General features: G+C 42.5%; 21 protein-coding genes. 14 read left to right on the forward strand and 7 right to left on the reverse strand.

All coding sequences use genetic code 11. From position 1 onward, the window contains the following. Positions 1 to 111 precede the first annotated feature (111 nt). Together F6K53_RS24930 and F6K53_RS24935 are read right to left on the reverse strand one after the other, a co-directional pair. The gene (locus tag F6K53_RS24930; RefSeq protein ID WP_293068468.1) at positions 112 to 1,125 is read right to left on the reverse strand and encodes a 3-oxoacyl-[acyl-carrier-protein] synthase III C-terminal domain-containing protein; all 1,014 of its coding nucleotides are present in this window, start codon (positions 1,123 to 1,125) and stop codon (positions 112 to 114) included. A 284-nt stretch (positions 1,126 to 1,409) separates the two neighbouring features. After that, positions 1,410 to 1,538, reverse strand: coding sequence for a hypothetical protein (locus F6K53_RS24935; protein ID WP_293068465.1), 129 nt, complete (start codon positions 1,536 to 1,538; stop codon positions 1,410 to 1,412). 293 nt (positions 1,539 to 1,831) lie between these two features. Between F6K53_RS24935 and F6K53_RS24940 the strand changes: the two genes are divergently transcribed. The 5 genes from F6K53_RS24940 (at position 1,832) to F6K53_RS24960 (ending at position 6,059) form a co-directional block, all read left to right on the forward strand. Continuing rightward, a complete protein-coding gene (locus F6K53_RS24940) occupies positions 1,832 to 2,524 on the forward strand; it encodes a Uma2 family endonuclease (RefSeq protein ID WP_293082553.1) in 693 nt (230 codons plus the stop codon). A gap of 109 nt (positions 2,525 to 2,633) precedes the next feature. Then, positions 2,634 to 2,882: a UPF0175 family protein gene (locus tag F6K53_RS24945; protein WP_293068459.1), complete on the forward strand. Its 249-nt coding sequence runs from the start codon at positions 2,634 to 2,636 to the stop codon at positions 2,880 to 2,882. 399 nt (positions 2,883 to 3,281) lie between these two features. Continuing rightward, on the forward strand, positions 3,282 to 4,253 hold the full coding sequence (locus F6K53_RS24950; RefSeq protein ID WP_293082556.1) for a CinA family protein: 972 nt from the start codon (positions 3,282 to 3,284) through the stop codon (positions 4,251 to 4,253). Between the two features lie 105 nt (positions 4,254 to 4,358). Beyond that, positions 4,359 to 5,633: a glycosyltransferase gene (locus F6K53_RS24955; protein ID WP_293068453.1), complete on the forward strand. Its 1,275-nt coding sequence runs from the start codon at positions 4,359 to 4,361 to the stop codon at positions 5,631 to 5,633. A 252-nt stretch (positions 5,634 to 5,885) separates the two neighbouring features. Beyond that, positions 5,886 to 6,059 carry a hypothetical protein gene (locus F6K53_RS24960; protein ID WP_293068450.1) on the forward strand — a complete coding sequence of 58 codons (174 nt, stop codon included), beginning with the start codon at positions 5,886 to 5,888 and terminating at the stop codon, positions 6,057 to 6,059. A gap of 30 nt (positions 6,060 to 6,089) precedes the next feature. On the opposite strand, the gene F6K53_RS24965 is transcribed toward F6K53_RS24960, so the two are convergent. After that, the gene (locus tag F6K53_RS24965) at positions 6,090 to 6,425 is read right to left on the reverse strand and encodes a XisI protein (RefSeq protein ID WP_293047812.1); all 336 of its coding nucleotides are present in this window, start codon (positions 6,423 to 6,425) and stop codon (positions 6,090 to 6,092) included. A 232-nt stretch (positions 6,426 to 6,657) separates the two neighbouring features. Between F6K53_RS24965 and F6K53_RS24970 the strand changes: the two genes are divergently transcribed. From F6K53_RS24970 to F6K53_RS24985, 4 genes are all read left to right on the forward strand, one after another. Then, positions 6,658 to 7,011: a DUF433 domain-containing protein gene (locus F6K53_RS24970; RefSeq protein WP_293068495.1), complete on the forward strand. Its 354-nt coding sequence runs from the start codon at positions 6,658 to 6,660 to the stop codon at positions 7,009 to 7,011. Positions 7,012 to 7,171: 160 nt separating this feature from the next. Further along, a complete protein-coding gene (locus tag F6K53_RS24975) occupies positions 7,172 to 7,687 on the forward strand; it encodes a DUF29 family protein (protein WP_293068447.1) in 516 nt (171 codons plus the stop codon). Positions 7,688 to 7,767: 80 nt separating this feature from the next. After that, positions 7,768 to 7,893: a hypothetical protein gene (locus F6K53_RS24980; protein WP_293068444.1), complete on the forward strand. Its 126-nt coding sequence runs from the start codon at positions 7,768 to 7,770 to the stop codon at positions 7,891 to 7,893. Between the two features lie 752 nt (positions 7,894 to 8,645). Next, a complete protein-coding gene (locus F6K53_RS24985) occupies positions 8,646 to 10,910 on the forward strand; it encodes a hypothetical protein (RefSeq protein WP_293068441.1) in 2,265 nt (754 codons plus the stop codon). A gap of 248 nt (positions 10,911 to 11,158) precedes the next feature. Here the strand turns inward: F6K53_RS24985 and F6K53_RS24990 are convergent, their stop codons facing one another. Continuing rightward, the gene (locus tag F6K53_RS24990; protein ID WP_293068438.1) at positions 11,159 to 12,640 is read right to left on the reverse strand and encodes a putative Ig domain-containing protein; all 1,482 of its coding nucleotides are present in this window, start codon (positions 12,638 to 12,640) and stop codon (positions 11,159 to 11,161) included. 483 nt (positions 12,641 to 13,123) lie between these two features. On the opposite strand from F6K53_RS24990, the gene F6K53_RS24995 reads away from it, so the two are divergent. Then, positions 13,124 to 15,286, forward strand: a complete 2,163-nt coding sequence (locus F6K53_RS24995) for a phage tail protein (RefSeq protein ID WP_293082559.1) — start codon at positions 13,124 to 13,126, stop codon at positions 15,284 to 15,286. Positions 15,287 to 15,445: 159 nt separating this feature from the next. Then, complete coding sequence (locus F6K53_RS25000) at positions 15,446 to 19,729, forward strand: DUF6519 domain-containing protein (RefSeq protein WP_293068432.1); 4,284 nt, start codon at positions 15,446 to 15,448, stop codon at positions 19,727 to 19,729. On the opposite strand, the gene F6K53_RS25005 is transcribed toward F6K53_RS25000, so the two are convergent. Continuing rightward, on the reverse strand, positions 19,704 to 19,853 hold the full coding sequence (locus tag F6K53_RS25005; protein ID WP_293020778.1) for a hypothetical protein: 150 nt from the start codon (positions 19,851 to 19,853) through the stop codon (positions 19,704 to 19,706). The two genes, F6K53_RS25000 and F6K53_RS25005, sit on opposite strands and share 26 nt — an antisense overlap. A 134-nt stretch (positions 19,854 to 19,987) precedes the next feature. Here F6K53_RS25005 and F6K53_RS25010 point away from each other — a divergent pair, with 134 nt between their 5' ends. Continuing rightward, positions 19,988 to 20,140, forward strand: coding sequence for a hypothetical protein (locus F6K53_RS25010; protein WP_293020779.1), 153 nt, complete (start codon positions 19,988 to 19,990; stop codon positions 20,138 to 20,140). Here the strand turns inward: F6K53_RS25010 and F6K53_RS25015 are convergent. After that, on the reverse strand, positions 20,083 to 20,655 hold the full coding sequence (locus tag F6K53_RS25015; protein ID WP_293020780.1) for a Uma2 family endonuclease: 573 nt from the start codon (positions 20,653 to 20,655) through the stop codon (positions 20,083 to 20,085). The two genes, F6K53_RS25010 and F6K53_RS25015, sit on opposite strands and share 58 nt — an antisense overlap. A 69-nt stretch (positions 20,656 to 20,724) precedes the next feature. Continuing rightward, positions 20,725 to 20,865, reverse strand: a complete 141-nt coding sequence (locus F6K53_RS25020) for a hypothetical protein (RefSeq protein ID WP_293038058.1) — start codon at positions 20,863 to 20,865, stop codon at positions 20,725 to 20,727. 112 nt (positions 20,866 to 20,977) lie between these two features. On the opposite strand from F6K53_RS25020, the gene F6K53_RS25025 reads away from it, so the two are divergent. After that, positions 20,978 to 21,229: a hypothetical protein gene (locus F6K53_RS25025; RefSeq protein WP_293038056.1), complete on the forward strand. Its 252-nt coding sequence runs from the start codon at positions 20,978 to 20,980 to the stop codon at positions 21,227 to 21,229. After that, entirely contained in the window at positions 21,219 to 22,232 is a 1,014-nt protein-coding gene (locus F6K53_RS25030; protein ID WP_293068426.1) for a YheC/YheD family protein, read from the forward strand. Before F6K53_RS25025 ends, F6K53_RS25030 begins: the two co-directional genes overlap by 11 nt. Positions 22,233 to 22,337: the final 105 nt, after the last annotated feature.

Below are 22,337 nucleotides of genomic sequence, written 5' to 3' on the forward strand. Positions count from 1 at the left end.
TTTATTTTAAGCTGACAACTGACAGCTGACAACTGACGGCACCTCAAGTAGCGTGCCCGTAGCGCATATGCTTACTTTTTGATTACTCTGCTTTTTTCCAGGTACATGGATTTAAAATTTAATAGTCAAAGCCCCCCAGGAAAAGCCAGCAGCGCTACTTGCTAGCACTACCAAATTCCCTGGTTTAATCTTACCCTCTTCTCTACTTTTGCAGAGGCCAAGTAACGTATCACTAGCCCCTAAGTTTCCATGTTCAGGAAGAGAGATAAATGTTTGTTCTAGGGTCAAGCCCAACCAGAAAAAAATATTTATTAATAGGCTTTTTTTTCCTTGATTAGTAAAGATTACATCTACATCATTGATAGTGTATGAGCTTTTTTGTAGGGATTTCAAAATTACTTTTTTATAATTCTCCAGGTAAACTTCTGAAATAATTTTGTCTAGCTTTTCACGGTCAGCAACTTGCATATAATTTAAGCTTTGGTCTACATTGTCAGAATGAAAAGGTAGCCTAGTTCCCCCTAGTGGAATTTTAAGACAGTCCACAGCTTCTGAATCAGTAACCGCGTGATAAGCCAAAATTTGGTTACTAGTTTCTCCTTTCTTCAGAATGGCAGCAGTAGCACCATCGGCAAACATAAATGTGGATAAACTATCTTGATTAGAGTAGTCCACAAGACTTGATAATCTGTCACTACAAACAACTAACCCATAGGTAAACTCAGTGTTTGCTATTAACATATTACGGCATATATCTATCCCTAGATTGCCGCTATTACAGAAGTTTCTGACCTCAAAAGCAAAAGCTTGATCAGCTCCTATTTCAGATTGGATCTTAGCAGCCGGTGACCATAGTCGATAATCATAATCCCCTACACCACAGTAAACAATAAGATCGATATCACTAGCTCTAATCCCGGCATTATCTATAGCAGACAATGCCGCTTTGGTACCCATTTCTGAGGGTTGCTCATCATCAGTGACTACGCACTTTTGAAAGATGCCGATTTTTTCAATAAAGACATTTTCCGGAGTATTAGAAAGCTGGGACATTTCCAAACTAGTCATTCTTCCAGTTGGTAAATAGTAACCAAGAGAAGTAATACCGATTGACTGATGACTCATCTCTATATTCTCTATTCCCATAAGTGTTGAATCCAGTAATACAAGTTTACCAAAATGGCTGATGTTTTTCTATCGTTGTTGTCAAGCAAAGCAGCACTTTTCCCTGCTCCGAAGTCATAATAGGAAATAGGGAGTCGGGAGTCGGGAGTCGGGAGTCGGGAGTCGGGAGTCGGGAGTCGGTAAGTTTACTTTAAATCATTTACTATGATAAACACTTCTTGTCAATAAACTGGAAATAATTATTAATAAACCCTGCTTTATTGTGTTTATTAACATACAGACTGTTATCGACAGACATCCAGGGATAGGTTGTCGTAGCTGAAGCCAACTTTGACCGTTGCGTTGGAATTACTCCAGCAAAAACCAACATCCCAATTCAAATGCGATCGCATAAGCGCGGAAGCTGAGGCCATAGGCCAATCGCATTTGGCTGCCCGTAGCGCATCGCTAAGCAAAACTTTTCCCCAGATTTATTTTAAGCTGACAACTGACAGCTGTCAGCATTCAGCTGTTCGCGTAGCGTGCGCGTAGCGCATATGCTTACGTTTTACTCAAACAGCCCTGCTCCCTACTCCTTACTCCCTACTCCCTACTCCCTACTCCCTGCTCCCTGCTCCCTAAAAAATGTACCTCACCCAATTTAAAACTGCTATAACTAATAACTAATAACTTGATTACAAACCCATTAGGAAACAGTAGAAAAGTTATGAGTGCTCCCACTAGTAACAGACAGAAAACTATTCCAGTCCTAGAAAATGGATATCTGCTATCTCGTGGAGAATTTGAGCGGCGTTATCAAGCCATGCCCCATCTCAAAAAAGCAGAACTAATTGAAGGAATTGTTTATATGGGATCACCCTTACGGTTTGAATCCCAGGCTGAGCCCCATGCTAATTTACTCGTTTGGTTGGGCAACTATAAAATAGCGACTCCTGGTGTAAGATTAGGTGATAACCCTACAGTGCGGCTGGATCTTGATAATGAACCCCAACCTGATGTGGTTTTACTAATTGATAGCAATTGTGGTGGCCAAAGTCGCCTGGACGATGATGGTTATATTGAGGGCGCACCAGAACTAGTGGCAGAAATTGCAGCAAGTACTGCTTCTATTGACCTCCGAGATAAAAAACGAGTTTATCGTCGCAATGGAGTAAAAGAATATCTGGTTTGGCAGGTAATTGACCAGCGTTTTGATTGGTTTTCTTGGCAAGAGGGAGACTATGTTTCGCTTGTAGCTGATCAAGAAGGAATTATCCGCAGCCAAGTTTTTCCGGGATTATGGTTAGCAGTTTCGGCACTTTTGGCGGAAGATATGGTGAAGGTGATGGCAACCTTGCAAGCTGGCTTGGCCAGTAAGGAACATCAAGAGTTTTTGCAGCAGTTGGCCAGTTTTTATTAATTAATTGTCAGGTTTGGAGTATTCGGTAGTGGTAAAGATTACATCTTTACCACTACCCAGAAAGTTTTTGAGCTATCATTAAAAATACGATTTATCAAACAATTCTGTGATGAGTATCGTTATTTCAGACGCAATCCTACAAGCATCTCAGCTTACCCCAAGTGAGTTTCGCCAGGAAATTGCATTACACTTGTTCCAAACAGGTCGCCTAACACTAAACTATGCCAGCCGACTGGCCCACATGGAACCCAACGAGTTTCGCCAATTTCTTAAGCAGCGCAAAATTCCGCTTTACTCCTACGATGTTGAAGACTTTGAACTTGACTTGAAAAATTTGCGGGAGTTAGGAAGGTTGTGATTGTTATTAGCGATACATCGGCAATCACAAATTTGGCAGCGATTCAACACTTACAGCTTCTGCCTCAACTTTATAATCAAATCACGGCATCCCGATCAGCGTAAAACACATTTTTGAAACCTTGTAAAACTTCGGAATAACGTTTTTGATCGGAAGATCGGATTATTTTTGTTAAACCTTTTGTGCATTTAGTTGTGCATTTAAATTAAAAATTATTCAGTTATAACAAAAACATCAAATCCTCTCCCCCTACTCCCTACTCCCTACTCCCTACTCCCTACTCCCTACTCCCTTGCTCTCAAAACCATTAAATTTAAATAAAGACCAGCTAATAAAACCCAATCATTGATAGTGTAATCAGAGTCAATTTAACTATCTTTTGGAAAAAGACAATCAAAAATGCGAAAAAATAAAGTTTTGATGGTACTGGTCTCGCTAATCTTACCCTTTCTGCTTGGTGTCCAACTAGCAATGGCGGATACCAGCGACTCAGCTCAAACCTGCTTACGAGGGTTACTGTACATGGACAATGGTTGCACTACAGTAGATTATATGTCCATTGATTACACTCCTGTGATGAATGACAAAGCTGAAAGCTTTTTGAAAGAAATTAAAGCACGGCAGCTCAATGTTGTCACAGCGGAGTCTCTGACCAGTGGCATGATTATTTCCACAATCGTCAACATTCCCCTCTATGGCTCCTACACCTACGGTGGATTTTCCACCTATGATAGTGATGCTAAGCGCAAGATGCTTGGGGTCAAAAAAGGCGATGTTTATACAGAAACCACAGCTCGACAAATGGCTGCTGGTGCTTTGAAAAATAGTCGGGCGATGGTCTCCATTGCAGTTACCGGACAAGCGGGACCAGTTGACAAAAATAAATTGGAAGACCTCGGTGTTGTCAACGCAGCAGTTTCTATTCGCACCATCTCTGAGAGCCAAGACAGTGACATCCAAGAGCAGCCCATTGTCTTCAATACCAGCCACCGGCGCATGGCACTGTGCGATGGTGATGGATTGCCTATGACTGAAGTTGTATGCCAACAATATCGTTCCGAAGCTGAGGCCGACCCTAAGGGCTATGTATCAGCTCCAATCTTATCCATGACCCGGAAATTGATTCGGCAAAATGTGGTGATTGACGCTCTGGAACTGGCGACACAACACCTCCAAAATTTTGTCTGTACCAGCGACGGCGATAATGTGACTTGTAAAACTCTCGACTCCATGTGTCAAGAACCCTATGATGGCCGTTACATCAGGTACGGTGAACCAACTTGGGTGATCAAGGAGCACAGCGAGCGTTGTCGATTGGGTATAGGAAAGGGAAGAAAGAAAAGGGAACAGGAAAGACGGAGCAGGCAGTAGAGAGTAGGGAACAGGGAACAAAAATTATCACAATTGATTCATGTACCCTTATTCCCAGATCCGCTGTTCCCTGTTCCCTACTTCAGCAAAGAAGTCTACTGACCTATGCATATATTTATCCAAACACTAGGTTCACGGGGCGATGTCCAGCCCTATGTAGCATTGGGCAAAGGTTTAAAAGCAGCAGGACATACCGTCACAGTCTGTACTAGTGCCAGTTTTGAATTATTCATCAGGGAGCATGGCTTAAGTTATGGCTATATGACCGATGAGATGATGAAGCTGATGAATTCAGATCAAGGTCGCGATGCCATGGAAAATACGACCAACCTCTGGGAAATCATCAAACTCACTCGCAAGTTATCTAAACAAGTTGCTCCCATGCAACGGATGATGCTTAAGGATACTTGGAATTCCGCACAACAAGCCAACCCTGATCTGATCATCTTCCACCCCAAAGCCTATGGGGGCCCTCATTTCGCCGAAAAATTGGGCATTCCCGTGATCATGGCGGTTCCCTTGCCGATGCTGGTGCCTACCGCTGAATTTCCTAACATGGGCTTCCCGAAATGGCCTTTAGGGGGCTGGTATAACAAACTGACCTATCGCTTCGTCAATCGATTAATGGAGTTTTCAGCAGGCAAACCCGTTAAAACGTGGCGAGCTGACCATGATTTGCCACCCCAACCGGGGAGTTTTAATATTCTGCGTACCACTACCGGTGAACAGATTCCGGTTTTATATTGTTACAGTAAGTTTGTTATGCCAGAAGCTACGGACTGGCCTGAGAGTGTGGTGCCAACAGGCTACTGGTTTCTAGAGGAACAAGATACATGGCAACCACCGGCTGAGTTACAGGATTTCCTTGATGCTGGCAATCCTCCGGTTTATGTCGGTTTTGGCAGTATGGCTGGACGAGATCCCCAGCGGCTGACGGAAATTGTGATTGAAGGGTTACAGCAAGCCAATGTGCGGGGGATTATTGCTACGGGTTGGGGTGGCTTGGCTGTGGATGACTTGCCCGACAGCATTTTCAAAATTGATAGCGCTCCCCACGATTGGCTTTTCCCCCGTATGGCGGCAGTGGTGCATCATGGTGGGGCTGGCACTACCGCTGCTGGCTTACGGGCAGGTCGTCCGACTATCATTTGTCCCTTTTTTGTAGACCAACCGTTTTGGGGCGAGCGTGTTCATGCCCTTGGTGTGGGCAGTAAACCGATTCCCCAAAAGACATTGACTGCCGAGAAGCTGGCTACTGCTATCCGCGAAGTGACGACAAACCAGACTATTCGGCAAAATGCTGAAGCCTTGGGCAAACAAATCCGGGATGAAGATGGCATTGCTAATGCGATCGCTATTATTGAATCTCGATTGGGTTAGGATTTTAGGGAGTCGGGAGTCGGGAGTCGGAACCCACCCCTAACCCCTCCCAGGAGGGGAACGGGAGTCGGGAACAGGGAGTAGGGAGTAGGGAGTAGGGAGTAGGGAAGAAAGAAGAGGGAATTGTTAATGGGATGGGTGCGTTATGAACATACCTTACTACTCACTTCTTACTTGAATAACTATGGGATGCGATCGCATCAAGTTGCGGACTGACTGGTTAGCGCTGATGCGATCGCACTTTTTTGAGAATTGTCTTATTCCTCGGTTTATAGCGTTTCTCGCAGTTATGAGGTACAGTCTTCTTTGACTTTGATTCCCTGTCTTGATCCAGCGCATCGCTATTCCCTGTTCCCTGTTCCCTGTTCCCTGTTCCCTGTTCCCTGTTCCCTGTTCCCTAAAATCCAGAAATTGTGTACCTCATAGCTATGATAATTGCTATATTTGTGATTGGGGTTATGCGATCGCATATCCAGTATGTTGACGTAAATGGGGAGGATGAAAGGCGAGGACAATATGATCCTTTGGCACACCCGCCGCAACTAGTTCATCGGTAATGCCGTCTTCGATGCCATCATAATGAATCCAGAGTTTGCTCTGACGAATTTCAACATGGGTGACAACGCCATGGACTCTTTTTTTGCCGTTCCATCCTTCATTAAACAGTAGGAAATGAGTACGATCGGCATCAATAATGACATACTGCTTAATATCACCATAACTGTATGGGATTGCCGCATAGTCTTTGAGAATTTTTTCGACGGTATCTTGGTATAATTTTACGGTATCCATTGTAAAATATCCTGGGTATTTGGTTCAAAAACAATAATTACCATAGTCAAATACCAGGTGTTGCTGAATTAGGGTATGATTTTGGCAAGTAGCCTACGCATTATCACCACGTATTATATATAATAGCGGGTTATAGCCTAATCAGGTACACAATATTTTTTCCTTGTTGCCTACTCCCTACTCCCTACTCCCTACTCCCTACTCCCTACTCCCTCAATTAAAAACTGTTCTAATGCAATTAGAAGATTACTTTGATTTTTTAGCCCCCGATGATATTCGCATTAAAGGAACACGCATTGGGATAGAACATATTCTCTATCAATATATCCATCGCGCCCAGACACCAGAAGCGATTGCCGAACGCTATAGGACGGTAACACTAGAACAGGTTTATGCCACAATTTTATACTATTTACACAACCAAGTTTCCGTGAGCGCTTATATTGCTGACTGGTTGGCGTGGAGTCATCAAATGCGCGAGCAACAGCGTAAAAATCCCCCTCCTTTTATTGAAAAACTCCGACAGTTTAAAGCTGAAAAAGAGGCTGCCTATCAAAACCATACTAAAACAATAGAGGCTAGTTAGATTAATATCAAGACCAAATTAGTTTTATGCCTCTACTTTAAATCTTGATCACACTAATGTTATCAAAATCACCTCTTCTAAATTAACTACTCCCTGCTCCCTACTCCCTGCTCCCTGCTCCCTGCTCCCTGCTCCCGACTCCCTAACAATTCCCTTACCTATGACACAAGAACTTATAGACCTCAAAACTAGCATTGTAGAAGGACGATACGCAGATGCTTTAGCAATTGTCGATGAATTAGAAGGGATGAGTAAACAGGCAATTTTGCGTAATATTGATTCGTTCCTAGTTAGGCTATTTATCCACTTAATTAAAAACCAAGTTGAGCAGCGTTTAACCAATTCTTGGGCAGCTTCAATTGCCAGTTCAATTCTGGAAATTAAAAAGCTTAATCTCAAAGATAATAAGACCTCCTATTATATTAAGCCTGATCAATGGCAGCCCAGGTTAGAGGAAGCACTAGAAGCAGCGATCGCTCCTGCTAGTCTGGAAGTTTTCAATGGAGAGTTAAGGCGGTCTCAACTTTCCCAGAGACTGGATAAACCACAGCTGATTTTGACTGCCAATAGTTTACTTAGTCTCACTTACCGGTATTCAGCTAAAGAACTGCCAGCAGTTTTAGATGATTATTTAACTGAATTACCAGGTGGCGAAGAGTGGGGTAGGGAGGCGTAGGATGCTTTAGGGAAGAAACTCTCATTGTCCGCCTCATAGCCAGCGTTGGTACAGCCCGTCCGAAAATTGGAACAGGCAAGATGCCCATTCCACCAAGATGCCTGTTCCACCAAGATGCCCATTCCACCCACCGGGTCAAACTGAAGCACTACCGAAGGAACATGAAGGAAATTAAGATTACTATAGTATTTCGATTTGATATGTGAACAAATAATCCAAAAGGTTAGGAAACATAAAACTCCCAATAGCTAAGAGCAGTAAGGAATACAGAATTTTTTAGTTTATAAAAAATCACAATCTAGTTTTACAACTCATTTATACAAAAAAAAAAGTACAAATACTCATTGCCAAATCAAAATAAATTTGATAAAACTATCAATACGAATAGGGAGAGGTGAGAAGTTAGCTGTAGTGATATCATAATCACTACTCAAACCAAATCCCAAAACCAAATAAGGAAGCAGTGAAGTAAGAAAACGCGATGTTCCTTTGGAACCGCTTCGCGATCGCTATTATCGAATCTTAGTACTCAGGGTTCAGCGAATAGACTTATTATTGCAGCTTCGTAGGTTGGGTTGAACATAGTAAAACCTCACCCTGGCAATGGTTTTGTTGGATTTTGCTAGCATTCCACTGCTCCCTAGGTAACATCAAAGGTTTTAGGAATAAAGTCAGTCAATCATGGTTCTCTGCAACAAACTTAGTATCAAGAGATTAAAAATCTTATCCCCGACATCTGAAAGTGCCTAGGGCGTGTTTTCTTGCCTCGGAGATCCCCCTAAATCCCCTTTAAAAAAGGGGGACTTTGAGTATGGCTCCCCCCTTTTTTAAGGGGGGCTGGGGGGGATCTAAATCTTGCGGAAAACTTTGAAAACACGCCCTAGGGCTAACCTAGTAACAATTGGCAAATCAGTTAGGTGTAAACACCTGCATTGAAATAGGAAATTAGACTTATAGTATGGTATCTTCAGGCTTCAATCGGAAATCAGACAATAATTCATTTAAATTAATACATCGTGTATTATCCTATGCATTATCCTCTAAATTTTTAATTGCTTATATAGTATCGATGGTGCTGATCATATCTTTTGGATATGTTGTAAAAAATAATCGAGAAATTGAGAAATATAAACAGCTCACTGTCTGGTATGAGAATCTAGACCTAGAGGTAGAATCTACAAAAATATTTGCTGATTTTGTTGGAAAAACACAAGATAAATTAAAAGAGGACTATAAATCATATTTTCAAAGATCTGGAATCCTAAACGTTCCTGGAAATATAACAAAAAAAATAATTGTTGACAATCTATCACCAAATGAAGGTTCTGTTCCCTGGAAGATAATAAAGACAAGTGAATCTATTAACGTTTACTATGATTATTCTGGTGTAATCGATTTTAATTCAAAACAATGGAGTAATATAAACGAGACTGTCCAGGAGCAGGCAATAAACAGAAATCAACAACAAAAACAAAGTCGTAATGATAAAATTTTTCAAAACTTTACTCATATAATGCTAAAAAGTATAGGGACAGAAATAATAAAAAATGATGACGATAGTATGGCTACACAAAATTTTCATGATTTTAGTAAAGAGGTAATTACTTATTTAACAGATGATAAGCATTACTGGAAACATATTCCTGATCTCAGAATAAATAATGTTTATATTTTTAACATTGATACAGGTTTTTTGATATCTTATCCATTTACTGATCAGGGTTATACATCAGAGATAGATTTTAAAACCAGACCTTGGTTTAGAGCTAGTAACAATGATTATAGTAATAATTTTTTTATCACTGATGGTTTCGACAATAAGTCAGCAATTACTGGTATCTATATAGATATAAACGATCAAAATACTAACGCAATTAGAACGTTATGGTATAAATTTAAAGATAAAGATACTGATCAATACTATATTTTATGTTTAGATATTTTCCTGGACAAAAGCCATCAAATTGTACAAGAAGAAAACTTACTATATTTACTAGAAGAACCGATAAAGTCAGGGATTTGGGTATATCTATTACCCCTAAGTGCGGTTATGGCTTTATGCTTATCTTTACTATATGAATTTATACTAAAACCTATTCTTATCAGACTTAAACTTTATGATCCTGCGAAGGATTTCGTCGTGACAATAAAGCTGCAACGAGAAAGCAAAAATTACGCTAGCAAAGACGAAGGAGAAATAACATTTAATATTAAGGGGGAAACTAAAGCCATAAATAGCAGCGAACAGTCAAGGGAAGCGGGATGGAATTTGAATAATATAATCCCTATAGAAATTAGTATCAAAAGTTATGAAAGTAATGCCACAGAGCAAGAAGCAACTTTTAGTTATGAATTCACTAAGCGATATGATCTTAGTATGATTGAAAATAGACCTACATATAGGTGTATTGAAACTTGGAGAGTCCTATCGGAATCTCAATCGGGCAAAACTCAGACAATAGGTTTCTTTGTAGCACATTGGAATACCAATAACAGTGCAAACCTTGAAAAAGGACTAGATATAAAATCTATCTATTGGGAGCAAGACTATGAAGATAACTTAGATAGTTTAAAAGAACAACTACGAGACCATTTACTGCTCAGCGAAAAGCCAGAATTAGTAGCTTTTTTAGAACGTCAATATAGTAGACGGCAAACTATACCGCTATTTATTAAAAAAATAGACAGCCTCAAAACACTAATCAATAGTAGTTTATATCTACAACAAGGAAAAATTGTTTTTTCGGAGATTCTCACTCTGGCTGAGTTATACAAAGAAGGTACGGTCAAGGCAATTTGTTCATTACATTTCCTCAAGATCCTGAAAAATAAACAGCAATTGAAAGATTTTTTGGACGTTCGAGTGGCTGAACGATATCTGATTGAATATGAACAGGATGAATTTCGGTATTTTTACGATTCCCTTGATGATGAAACGAAATCAAAACTGATCAATCAATCTACCTTTAAAATTATGGTCTATCAAGACGATCTTGAGAACATAATTAGCCCTCAGGACGATTTTTGTATAATTTCCATCAGAAATGCTCCCAAGTTAGTTGCTTATAGTTTTACAGATAATAAACATTCCCATACTAGTTTGCTCGGTTGGATAAGTTGGCGAGAAGTAGATATTAACTTCTATGATGAGTTATATAAATGTCAACTAAATAAAAACCATCTAATTAAAACTATTCAAGCATATATAGAGGGTAATTCTTAGTAAAACATGGCACTTATATGGCAATTATTTTCAGGGTCTCTACTATGGAAGCTCTCGCAAAATGACGTAAGCTATCAGTTATAAGCCTTTGACCTTAGCCAAGGACTTTTCTGAAGACTTTCAATTCTCATTAATCTATCAATCTTAAATTCTCCCGTTCGCCCATTGCGCCAATGCGCAATGGGCGAACAAGGTTTATTTGAAGCTGACCGCTGACCGCTGACCGCTGACCGCTGAATACTTAAGCTCTACAACAAACCAATGATGCTAATCGTGAATGTGCTCTTATCAAAAAAGTCGCTATTGCCAGGTGCCAGGGCAAAGTCAACTACCGAGCCTTTTTGCACTTTGCTCGATACAGTGAAATAAACCCCAACACCATCATTGCCATGGATTGCGTCAGACCAGATTTTAGTACCATCAACAAAGATATAGGCAATCACACCATCGCTGGCAGTACGACTGTCTTTCTTGGCGAGGTGACCCTTGAAGGTAACTTCCCCTTCAATGTCACTAACCCAGCGACGAACTCCCCACTGCTCAACCCTTTTCCGTCTACCGGTGGTTTTCGGACCGTTGGGATGAGCAATAGTGTTAGATAGCTCAGTCCAGTATTTTCCTTGCTTCACTTTCCAGGATCCCTTAGTGTATTCCTGCATTTCATGGAAATCAGCACTGGTCAGGGAACCATCGTAGTAGCCATAGAACCAGTTATGCTCTCCTTGAGTATCAGAAAAATCCTCCACTGAATTGGCAATTTCAGTACGCACGGGAACATGGTTAACCTGAAGTTCAAAGGCATCGCTGACGGTTTTGCATAGCTCGTCAGAGGCTGTTACAGTAATTGTGGTTGTGCCAATGTCATCGCTACTGGGAGTACCACTGAACGTAGTGCCATCGAAATCCAACCAGCTCGGTATGGTTGCACTCAAGCTCAGACTATCTCCATCGGTATCGCTAAATGTTGCTTCCCCAATTGTCAGGGTAAAAGACTCATTCTCGTTAATGGTTTGAGCGCCAATGGGATTAGTCACCACAGGGGCAGAATTATTCGGGGGTTCATAGACGTAGAGAGATCCACACTTTTCCCAGCGAACTTCATCGAGACTGGAACGGTCTTTGTTGGTATTTGTAAACCAATCGCCATTAATCTTTAAATAATCCAAATCTGTCAGCACTTGCATTATCTCTAAATTCGTCGCTGCTTCATTGCTGTCAGTTTTTATCCATCCACCCTCTGCATTAAGGGGGATTGTGTAGGGAGTCCATTGGTCTATAGTGGGCGTCGATACATGGTTCTGTAGTTCCAAACCACCACCACTTATTGTTAAACCATTTATTAAACCATTTATTAAACTATTATTTAAACTATTGATATCCTCGGTAATCTGATCGCTATTTTCCAAATTAACCTCAACAGCAAACCTGAGGTTTCCATTGAAAAAACTGGATTTGTCACCAACAAACTTCTCGGGAGCAACGTAATCGTAGGCTCCATCACCGACTTGATCATCATTACGAATGTAGCCACCAGTGATGAATCCACAGATTCTAGACTGTTCGGGGTCAACTTCTTGATCATTAACGTCAACAACGCTCCAACCCTCTGTGCCAGTATCAAAGTGACTGACCGGCTCGATTATGCTTTCAATCGCCTGAGCTGGCTGTGGAATCATGAGCATAGCACCAGACAATAGTGCCGCCCACAGAACAATACGGATTTTTTTCATCGAAAATTTCGCAGCAGAATACACCACTTAAACCCTGAGGGTTAGAGTTAGCAAGGAGCTTTCAAAGTGTGGACGCAATACCGCACTCAGCCCCTTTCCGCTGCACCTCCAACTAATGGTTTACAGATTAATCGGGTACTACGTGTAAGTAGCCCTGTTGTTTTTTGCTGTATGTAACTGCAAACAGCTCAATGGTCTCCTTTGGGGAAACCGTAGCTAAAGTATGGTGCAAGGCTATGCAGATATTGAATTTTGCCCAAATTATAATTTTATAGGAGTTTAGGCTTTTTAGATATTATTTTTGATTTACAAGCTCGTATATCTTGATAGATAAGGGTTTCAGGAATTATCAATTACCTTTACTGCTCCCCTTATTAAGAATCTATATTGTTTATTACCATAAGATGCGCATCTGATCAAATCCTGTTATTTTTGACTTTTGAGTTCTCTATAATCTCCCTGGTGAACAACGGTATTCCTAAGATGAACCAATCAACCGAGCGGCTTTATAATCTATTACCTGCTATCTACCGGCAGCGAGATTTTGCCCAAGGGGAACCCCTACGGGCGCTGTTGGCAGTAATGGAAAAGGAACTCCAGATTATAGAAGCTGATATTGAAGGCTTGTATGACAACTGGTTTATTGAAACCTGTGATTCCTGGGTGATGCCCTATATTGCTGAGTTACTGGGCATCGAGGATTTAAATGATGAAAAGCAGATTATCTTCAGCCAACGTACCCGGATTGCTAATACAATTCGTTACCGTCGCCGTAAAGGGACTACTGCCACTTTGGAAATGGTGGTTCAGGATGTAACTGGCTGGAAAGCCAGGGTAGTAGAATATTTTGACTATATCGCCACAACCCAGCATCTGTCTCACATCCGCCCAGGGAAAGGGGGTACCTTTGACCTGCGTCGAACCGATGCCCTAGAGCGCCTAGACAGTCCTTTCAACACTGCTGCCCACACTATCGATATCCGTCCCTTTGAATCCAATCGCGGTAGATATAACATCCCCAGTGTAGGAGTGTTTTTGTGGCGTCTGGAAAGCTACCCGGTCAGGAATAGTAATGCTTATGCCATTACCGAACAACGGAATGTTGCCTATTCCTTTGCCCTCGGTCAGGATCCAGAACGCTTCCAAAATACCATTGTTGCGGTGCAATCGGCCTCAACCCAGCGCAAGTATACCTTTCAAGTCACTCCCTTACCGAACAAAGGTCGCTATACCTTCCATCCTTTGGGTTATGACATGCCCTTGTTTAACCGTCCTCAAACTAGAACCGAGTTTAGCGAGGTGGCGGCAGCAATTAATGTACCCCAAGCGATCGCATCCCAAGCTTTTCAGGAAGAGTTACAAGACTACTACGGTGATCTCAGCAGTGTCACGATTATTAAAAATGGTCAACTGATCCCAATCGATAAGGTAGAAGGGAGGGATTTGCGCAACTGGAGTCGCCCTTCAGAGGGGAAAACCGTAGCTGTGGATGTGGATTTGGGACGCTTGACTTTTGCGGAAGGGGAAGACCCGGAGCCAGATCAACTACAAGTCAGCTACAATTACGGATTTAGTGCTGACCTTGGTGGTGGACCCTACAGCCGACGCCAAAGCTTAACCCAGACCTCTAACACGGTATGGTTTGTTTCAAAAACCCATACTCCCAAATCTGAGCAATGGTTTACTAGCTTGCAGGGAGCCCTCAAGGAATGGGTAAACCGTGGCAAGCTCGGAGTTATCCGAATTATGGATAACAGTACCTATTACACTCCCCTGCAACTGAGCAATCTTAAAGGATTAGTGATTGAAGCCGCTGATGGCGCTTGCCCTAGTATCCATCCCGTGGATGGAAAGTTAACTGTAGTGGGGGCAGCAGCGGGGTCAACCTTAGATCTCAATGGCTTGCTGATCAAAGGTGCGATCGCAATTCAAGGGAATCTGAGACTGAACCTAACCCACTGCACCGTGATGGCAGAAGAAGGTCAAGCCAGCATAGTTGTCGAAGAAGGACAGACAGCTGATTTACAGCTAATGATTAGACACAGCATTGTCGGACCATTACGCCTACCAGCACAGAGTGCTAACTTAACTGTCGAAGATAGTATTATTGATGGCGCTGGGAAATTTGCGATCGCATCTGTTGCTAACAACAGTTACGGACCCCCAACCACTATGGCAAGAACCACTGTTTTCGGTCAAGTCGCTGTCCAGGAAATAATCTTGGCTTCAGAAACTATCTTCACAGATACTGTCACCGTTGAACAACGACAGGTTGGTGGGATACGCTTCTCTTATGTTCCGTCCGGTTCCCAAACACCGAATCGCTATCAGTGTCAACCTGACCTATTCCTGGAACAAGAGGCACAGCGGCTAGGACGCAACAGTATCGACGAGTTGACAGCAGCAGAAAATACCACATTACTAACTAACCAGCAACCTGTTTTCACAACTCTTAACTATGGTCAACCGGGCTATGGCCAATTGACCTTTGACACTCCTGAGGGAATCCGCACCGGTGCTGAAAATGGCTCTGAGATGGGAGCATTCAATCCCTTAGTGCAGCCCCAGCGCCAAGCTAATTTAAAAGCAGCCCTCAATGAATACTTGCGCTTTGGTCTTCAGGTAGGGGTATTTTATGTGACTTGAGAAGATTGTTTGTCAGAATGCAGAATGTAGAATGCAGAATGTAGAATGTAGAATTCTTAATTCTTAATTCTTAATTCTTAATTCTTAATTCTTAATTCTAAAAATTGTAGGTAATTGTCTGTAGATATCTGATATCTATCTGATAATAAGGAGGGTTTGATGAAAGGGGATTTTACTCGCTTCACATTTAATCGCAACAAACACTACAGTAGCGTCCGGATGCAGCAAGGTAGGGTATTGCTGGATGCGGATTGGAATGAACAGCTAGATATCAGTGCCTATCGCGATTGGACAATTGCTCAAGATACCATTGGGCTAAATGGTTTTCCCACTGATACTCAAAATGGTGTTCTGAGTAATACCAGTAGCAGCTTTCAACTTAAGGTGAGTGACAATGGTAGCACGTTGACCATTAACAAGGGACACTGCTATGTGGATGGCATCTTTTGTGAAAATGATCAGCAGGTGGAATATACCAAACAACCGGATTTGCCTGAGGTAGAACTGGACAAAACCTCAGGTTACTACTTGGCTTATCTGGATGTCTGGCAACGGCACATCACAATCATTGAAGACCCCAGTATTCGAGAAGAAGCTCTCGGTGGACCAGATACCAGCACCAGGACTAAGACCGTTTGGCAGGCTAAGCTGCTTAAGGTGGAAGCGGATATTAATAAGGAATTAGATAATAACACATTATCTGAACTATGGAATAACTGGGTTAACGTTGCTAATAACAAAGGGCAGCTCTTAGCCCGTACTCCCCAAGGGGCAGGGGGAAGTCAGGCAAATCAGTTGTACCGTTTAGAAATTCATCAATCCGGAGAATTAGGGCAAGCCACCTTTAAGTGGTCACGGCATAATGGTGCGATCGCAGCTCGGATCGAAAGCATTGATAGTAACCGGATTAATATTGGCGGTGATTCCCAAGCTGAGTTTGCTACTGGTCAGTGGGTGGAAATCACTGATGAGCGGAATACCCTACAGGGCATCCCGGGGATATTTGTCAAGCTCAACAATGTCCAAGGGGATAACCTGTATGTGACCGAGTGGCCCAACAATCAACCGGTGACACGAGAGTCTTTGGGGACAATTCCCACAGTGCGGCTTTGGGATTCGGAACAAGCGATCACAGTGACACAGCCTGAGGGGAATGAGGGATATATCCAGTTAAACAATGACCTAGAAGTTAAGTTTGAATCGGGACACTACAGCACTGGGGATTATTGGTTGATTCCTACCCGAACCTCACAGACCGTTGAATGGAGTATAGACAAAGCCAATCCCCATGGCATTAGTCATCACTACTCTCCCTTAGCCCTACTGCTCTGTGATGGCAGCAAGTGGGAATTAGTAGAAGACCGTCGCGCTATTTTCTCTCCCTTGACTGGAGTAGTGAGTCAATCTGGGGGTACCATGACCGGACCCTTGACCATTGAGAGTGCTCTAACGGTCAGTGATAACGTCACCCTAGGGAACAGCGATCAAGATACAGTGACTATTTATGGCACAGTGCGATCGCAACATTCATCTGGGTCACTGCGGATAGCGGATGCCTTAAACGTCTCGGAAAACCTGACCGTTGATGGTAAGGTTGGGATTGGCACAACACAACCAGGGAATTACAAGCTTAAGGTTGATGGGGGAGATACCCATTTAAATGGAGCAGTGACTGTCTCCGGGAATCTAGAAGTAGAGGGCAATGTAACATTTCGAGGGGATGTCATTGCTCGGGACGTTGATCATCAACCCGGGGATGTGTTACTGGGAGACCAGGATGAAGATAAGATTACCTTTCATGGCACATTGCGATCGCAACATTCATCCGGGAAACTGGAAATCGCTGATGCTCTCAAGGTAGCAGAAGACCTGAGTGTTGGTGGGAATGTTGGTATCGGTATAGACACTCCAGAGAAGAAACTTCATGTTGAACAGGGTGAACTCAGAGTTAGAGCTAACCACAATGAGATAACTGCTGATATTGGAGCCTTCTATGCCCAAAATCTGAGCCAAGGCATTGGGATTGGCTATGACCGTATTGAAGCGATTGGCAGTAATGGTAGCCAAAATATTTTGATTCGTCCCAAAGGCACTGGGCAAGTCATTGTAGATAACAGCAAGCTTCAAGTTAACGGTAGCCAACAAATTGTATTTACCGACACCAACACCAGCAACAACCTGAAGTTGCAATTATGGAGCGGATATGGTCTAGGTATCAACGGTAGCACGTTGTTCTACGCTGCTAATGGCAGGCACTCCTGGCGAGACGTAAGCGGTACCAATGAGAGAATGGCATTAACCACAGCAGCCGATGGTGGGCTGAGTGTGCTCGGTACAGGTAACTCTTCCTTTGGCGGTAACCTACGCATTGCTGGGATTACCGAGACTCCTGGCCTTGATGTCGGTGGATTTAGTCGCAGTCAGCATATCAATAAAGATGGTGTCTTCTATCGTTACAATGGACAGGTTTATATAACCGTTGACGATAATCTCTACATCCGTGATTTTAATAGTGCTGAGGATAATTCTGACAATATCAGGATGCACTTCAATACCAATAATGGCAGCCTTGGTATTAACAAGACCAATCCAGGGGCAAATCTAGATGTCAATGGTAATCTGAAGCTGCAACTGGGTGTAGCAGTTAATGAGTTTTCCAATGATGGCAGTCTTGGTGGTAACAATGATTTAGCCGTACCCACCGAAAGGGCAGTAAAGAGCTATATTGACAACCAAATAAACCAAGTTGACCAGAGAAAAGCTAATCTAGCTGGTTCATCGGAGCAAGACTTTCAAGCCAAGACTCTCAACGTAAACCAAGACCTGACAGTTAATGGCAATGTTGGGATTGGGACCAATGCTAATGCTGATGCCAGACTAAGTGTGCAAGGGGATAGCATCCTATCAGGGTTTGTCTTTCTTGGGAATCAGGATACTGACAATATCGCGATTCATGGCACAGTGCGATCGCAACATTCATCCGGTGCCCTACAGGTAGCTGATGCCTTACACGTCGCCGAAAACCTGAGTGTTGATGGTAATGTTACCTTAGGGGACACCAGCAAGCTTCAAGTTAACGGTAACCAACAAATTGTATTTACCGACATCAACACCAGCAACAACCTGAAGTTGCAATTATGGAACGGATATGGTCTAGGTATCAACGGTAGCACCTTGTTCTACGCTGCTAATGGCAGGCACTCCTGGCGAGACGTAAGTGGTAGCAATGAGAGAATGGTATTAACCACAGCAGCCGATGGTGGGCTGAGTGTGCTGGGCACAGGTCAGTCTTCCTTTGCCGGTAACCTAACCATTGCTGGGATTACCCAGAGCCAAGGTGGTCTGAATGTTGATGGTAATGTTACCTTAGGGGACACCAGCAAGCTTCAAATTCACGGTAGCCAACAAATTGTCTTTACAAATACAGATCTCAACAACAACCTGAAGTTGCAATTATGGGGCGGATATGGTCTAGGTATCAACTATCAAACCTTGTTCTATGCTGCTGATCTCAAGCACTCCTGGCGAGACCTAAATGGCATCAATGAGAGAATGGCATTAACCACAACAGCCAATGGTGGGCTGAGTGTGCTGGGGACAGGTCAGTCTTCGTTTGCCGGTAACCTAACCATTGCTGGGATTACCCAGACCCAAGGCCTTGATGTGAGTGTTCAACGCACTGAGCATATAAATAAAGATGGTGCCTTCTATCGTTACGGTGGACAGGTTTATATAAGTGTTGACGATAATCTCTACATCCGTGATACAGGGGATTCTAACAATATCAAGATGCACTTCAATACCAATAATGGCAGACTTGGTATTAACAAGACCAATCCAGGGGCAAATCTAGATGTCAATGGTAATCTGAAGCTTAAAAATGGTGTAGCAGTCAATGAGTTTTCCAATGATCAAGAGCTTAAGGGTAACAGTGATTCAGCCGTACCGACCGAAAAGGCGGTAAAAACCTATGTTGATACCAAAATTAGTCAGGGTGTTGTTGCAGAGGGGGGCACAGCAACACGATATCAATTTTCTGCAGACAGAAAATTTGATGGTCAAAATATTAAAAGCTCAGGAACCCATGTCATAGAATTTGTTGAAAGGAATGACCCTTACAAGGTTTTTGATGATAAAAGCAATGCGTTTATAGCCCCCACATCAGGCTATTACTTTTTTGCTGCCACATTACAATTTTCAGGAGGGAATGGTAACAGCGATGGTGTGATTATGGGCATTTATAAGAATGGTAAGACTGATGACAATAACACAACGATTATTGTAATCGAACCTGGGCTGATTAAAAATTCCACAGCACAATCGATAACAGCAATGATGAAATTAGATCCTAAAGACAGTGTTGATGTCAGATTAGAAGGTGTAGACAAAAGTACCTTTAGTGTGTCTTATAGTTCTTTTATGGGATTCCTGATTGGTCAATAGTTGGTAATAAGGGAGTAGGGAGTAGGGAGTAGGGAGTAGGGAGCAGGGAAGGTTGGGTAGATAATGCGTTCGCGTAGCGTGGCCTACGGCCAATCGCGTTCGCGCAGCGGAGGCCGAAGGCCACAAGCGGTTCCTTACTGGCAGTGCCAGACGCTGCGCGAACGGAACATCGCACTTAATTCAGCTTAATCAACATCTGTCCCATCTGGCCAGATGGCGTTACTAATTCTAATAGTGTAGTTGTGAACTAGACCGGGAATGAAAACTCTACCGGTTGTTTCAATGATAATGCGATCGCGCTTAATTCAGCTTAATCAAAACTCCCTACTCCCTACTCCCTACTCCCTACTCCCTTATGTTGCTAAACTTCCCATTTTCAACCAGCCAAAAATTTGCTCTGCTGTCAACTGAAGCTCGATACCATCTAACACCACTAGAGAGTCACTTCTCTGACACAATTCCGGTTGTTGGTTAGGTAGAAAAACCAAGACCGAGCGGTCGTAAGGATCAATTAGCCATCCTAGTTGAGAACCATGTCTTAGACAATGTAAAATGTTACCTGTTACTCGGTTTGAACTCTGGCCTGGAGATATAATTTCAATAGTCCAGTCTGGAGCAATAAACACATCATCGACAGGCTCCCATTCATCATCAAATTCAATCTGGTTCCAGCGAAGAACTGCTAGATCTGAAACAATTGACCGTCCGCCAAAAGTACATCGTATATCTGGGAAAGCGTAGGCTATTTGCCGTTCCTCAACAACAGAATTAATTGTACTCGTCAACTTGCTCTGAAGTCTGGAGTGGCGAGTTTTAGGCATTGGTTTCTGGGTAATGTCACCGTTGATATATTCCCTAGGGGGTTTAGTTTCTGGTAGTTCCAGAAACTCTTCGAGAGTCAAAGGTAAGGAAGCTATCTTTACCATTGGCAGCTAGTTCGAGAAACAGATTTGACCATACTATAGCAATTCTCAATCGGGTTGGTTTTATAGCAATTATCTTTCCTCATGAGGTACAAATTTCTGGGTTTTAGGGAACAGGGAACAGCGGATCACCGGAACAGGGATAAGGAAGCAATAAGCAGTAAGCAGTAAGCAGGGAATAGGTAATAAGGAAACCAATTTTTTGTACCTCATAGCTATGATAAAATACATATCATGTCGGGATAATTGCCCTTAATAAGAATTTACCCCATCTCCCCATCTCCCCATCTCCCCACACTTGCCACACTTAATATCTTTAACACCTTTGACACCCTGCCTCTGCTCCCGATTCCCGATTCCCGATTCCCGATTCCCGTTCCCCTCCTGGGAGGGGTTAGGGGTGGGTTCCGATTCCCGATTCCCGATTCCCTATTCCCTGCTCCCTGCTCCCTGTTCCCTGTTCCCCACAACTACCACGAAGCCTTATAATTGCCTAGGCGAAAGGCAAATGCAATACGTCATCCACCGATTAAAATCGGGGTTTTCCAAACTACCGGAATTATTTCATGACCAATAAAAAGTATCGAATACTAGCTATTACTGATCATCATACCCACGGGGGAATAAGTTCAATCTATCCCCTACTGAGAACTATGGCTAAACATCCTGTTTGTGACTCTATTCAAGTGGCAAGCAGGGGAAACCCCAAAAATAAGGAATTTTTCTATGACTATACTTCCACTGAGTTAATGAGTTTGCTGGTTGACGATAACTTTGTTCCTCAAGAAAGCGGTGAACAATTCTTAAATGCTAGCATCAAAACAGACTTTAAAGATCATGATTTGATTTTTCTGAGGATAGACCGACCAATACCCGATGAGTTTTTTGAATTCATTACCAGTCATGTACCGGAAGATAAAATCATTAATCGTCCATCAGGAATCAAAAAAACAGATACAAAAGCATCGCTTCTGAACTTTCCAGAACTGTGTCCACCGATGAAACTTTGCAGTACTCTGGAGGAAATTTTAGAATTTTACCAAGAGTTTCCCATTGTTTTAAAACCTCTGCGCAGCTATGGAGGTAAAGGAATTATCAGGATAGTTGATGACCAGGCTTGGGAAGGGAATAATCAATATTCCCTTGATGAATACAAGTCAGTCATTGAAGAAAGCTTAAGGGATAGTGGTGACTATTTAGCCATGAAGTACTTAAAAAATTACAGCAAAGGTGATAAAAGAGTGCTAGTGGTGAATGGGAAAGTTACAGGAGGTTTCCTCAGGATTCCTAAAGAAGACTCTTGGATCTGCAATATGTCAGCAGGGGGTTCTACAACTGTTGGCGAACCGGATCAAGACGAAATCAGAATTGCCGAAACGATTATTCCTAGTTTCTTGGAGCAAGGCATAGTCATTTTTGGCTTCGATACATTAGTGGATGACGATGGCAAGCGAGTGTTATCTGAGATTAACACATTAAATGTTACTGGTTTAGAGGAAGCCCAAACCCACTCAGGAAAACCAGTAGTTCAAGAGTCATCTGATTTAATGTGGTCTTATATTTGTGAACATATTGGATAACTATAGCAATTTTAATTTTGGTGAAGTACTTTGCTTATCCTTTTAAGGCAGAGGGCAGAAGGCAGAGGGCAGAAGTAAGAAGGTGTTAAAGGCAATCAGCGCCAA

The sequence above is a fragment of the Moorena sp. SIO4A1 genome, assembly GCF_010672065.1.
Taxonomy (GTDB): Bacteria; Cyanobacteriota; Cyanobacteriia; order Cyanobacteriales; family Coleofasciculaceae; genus Moorena.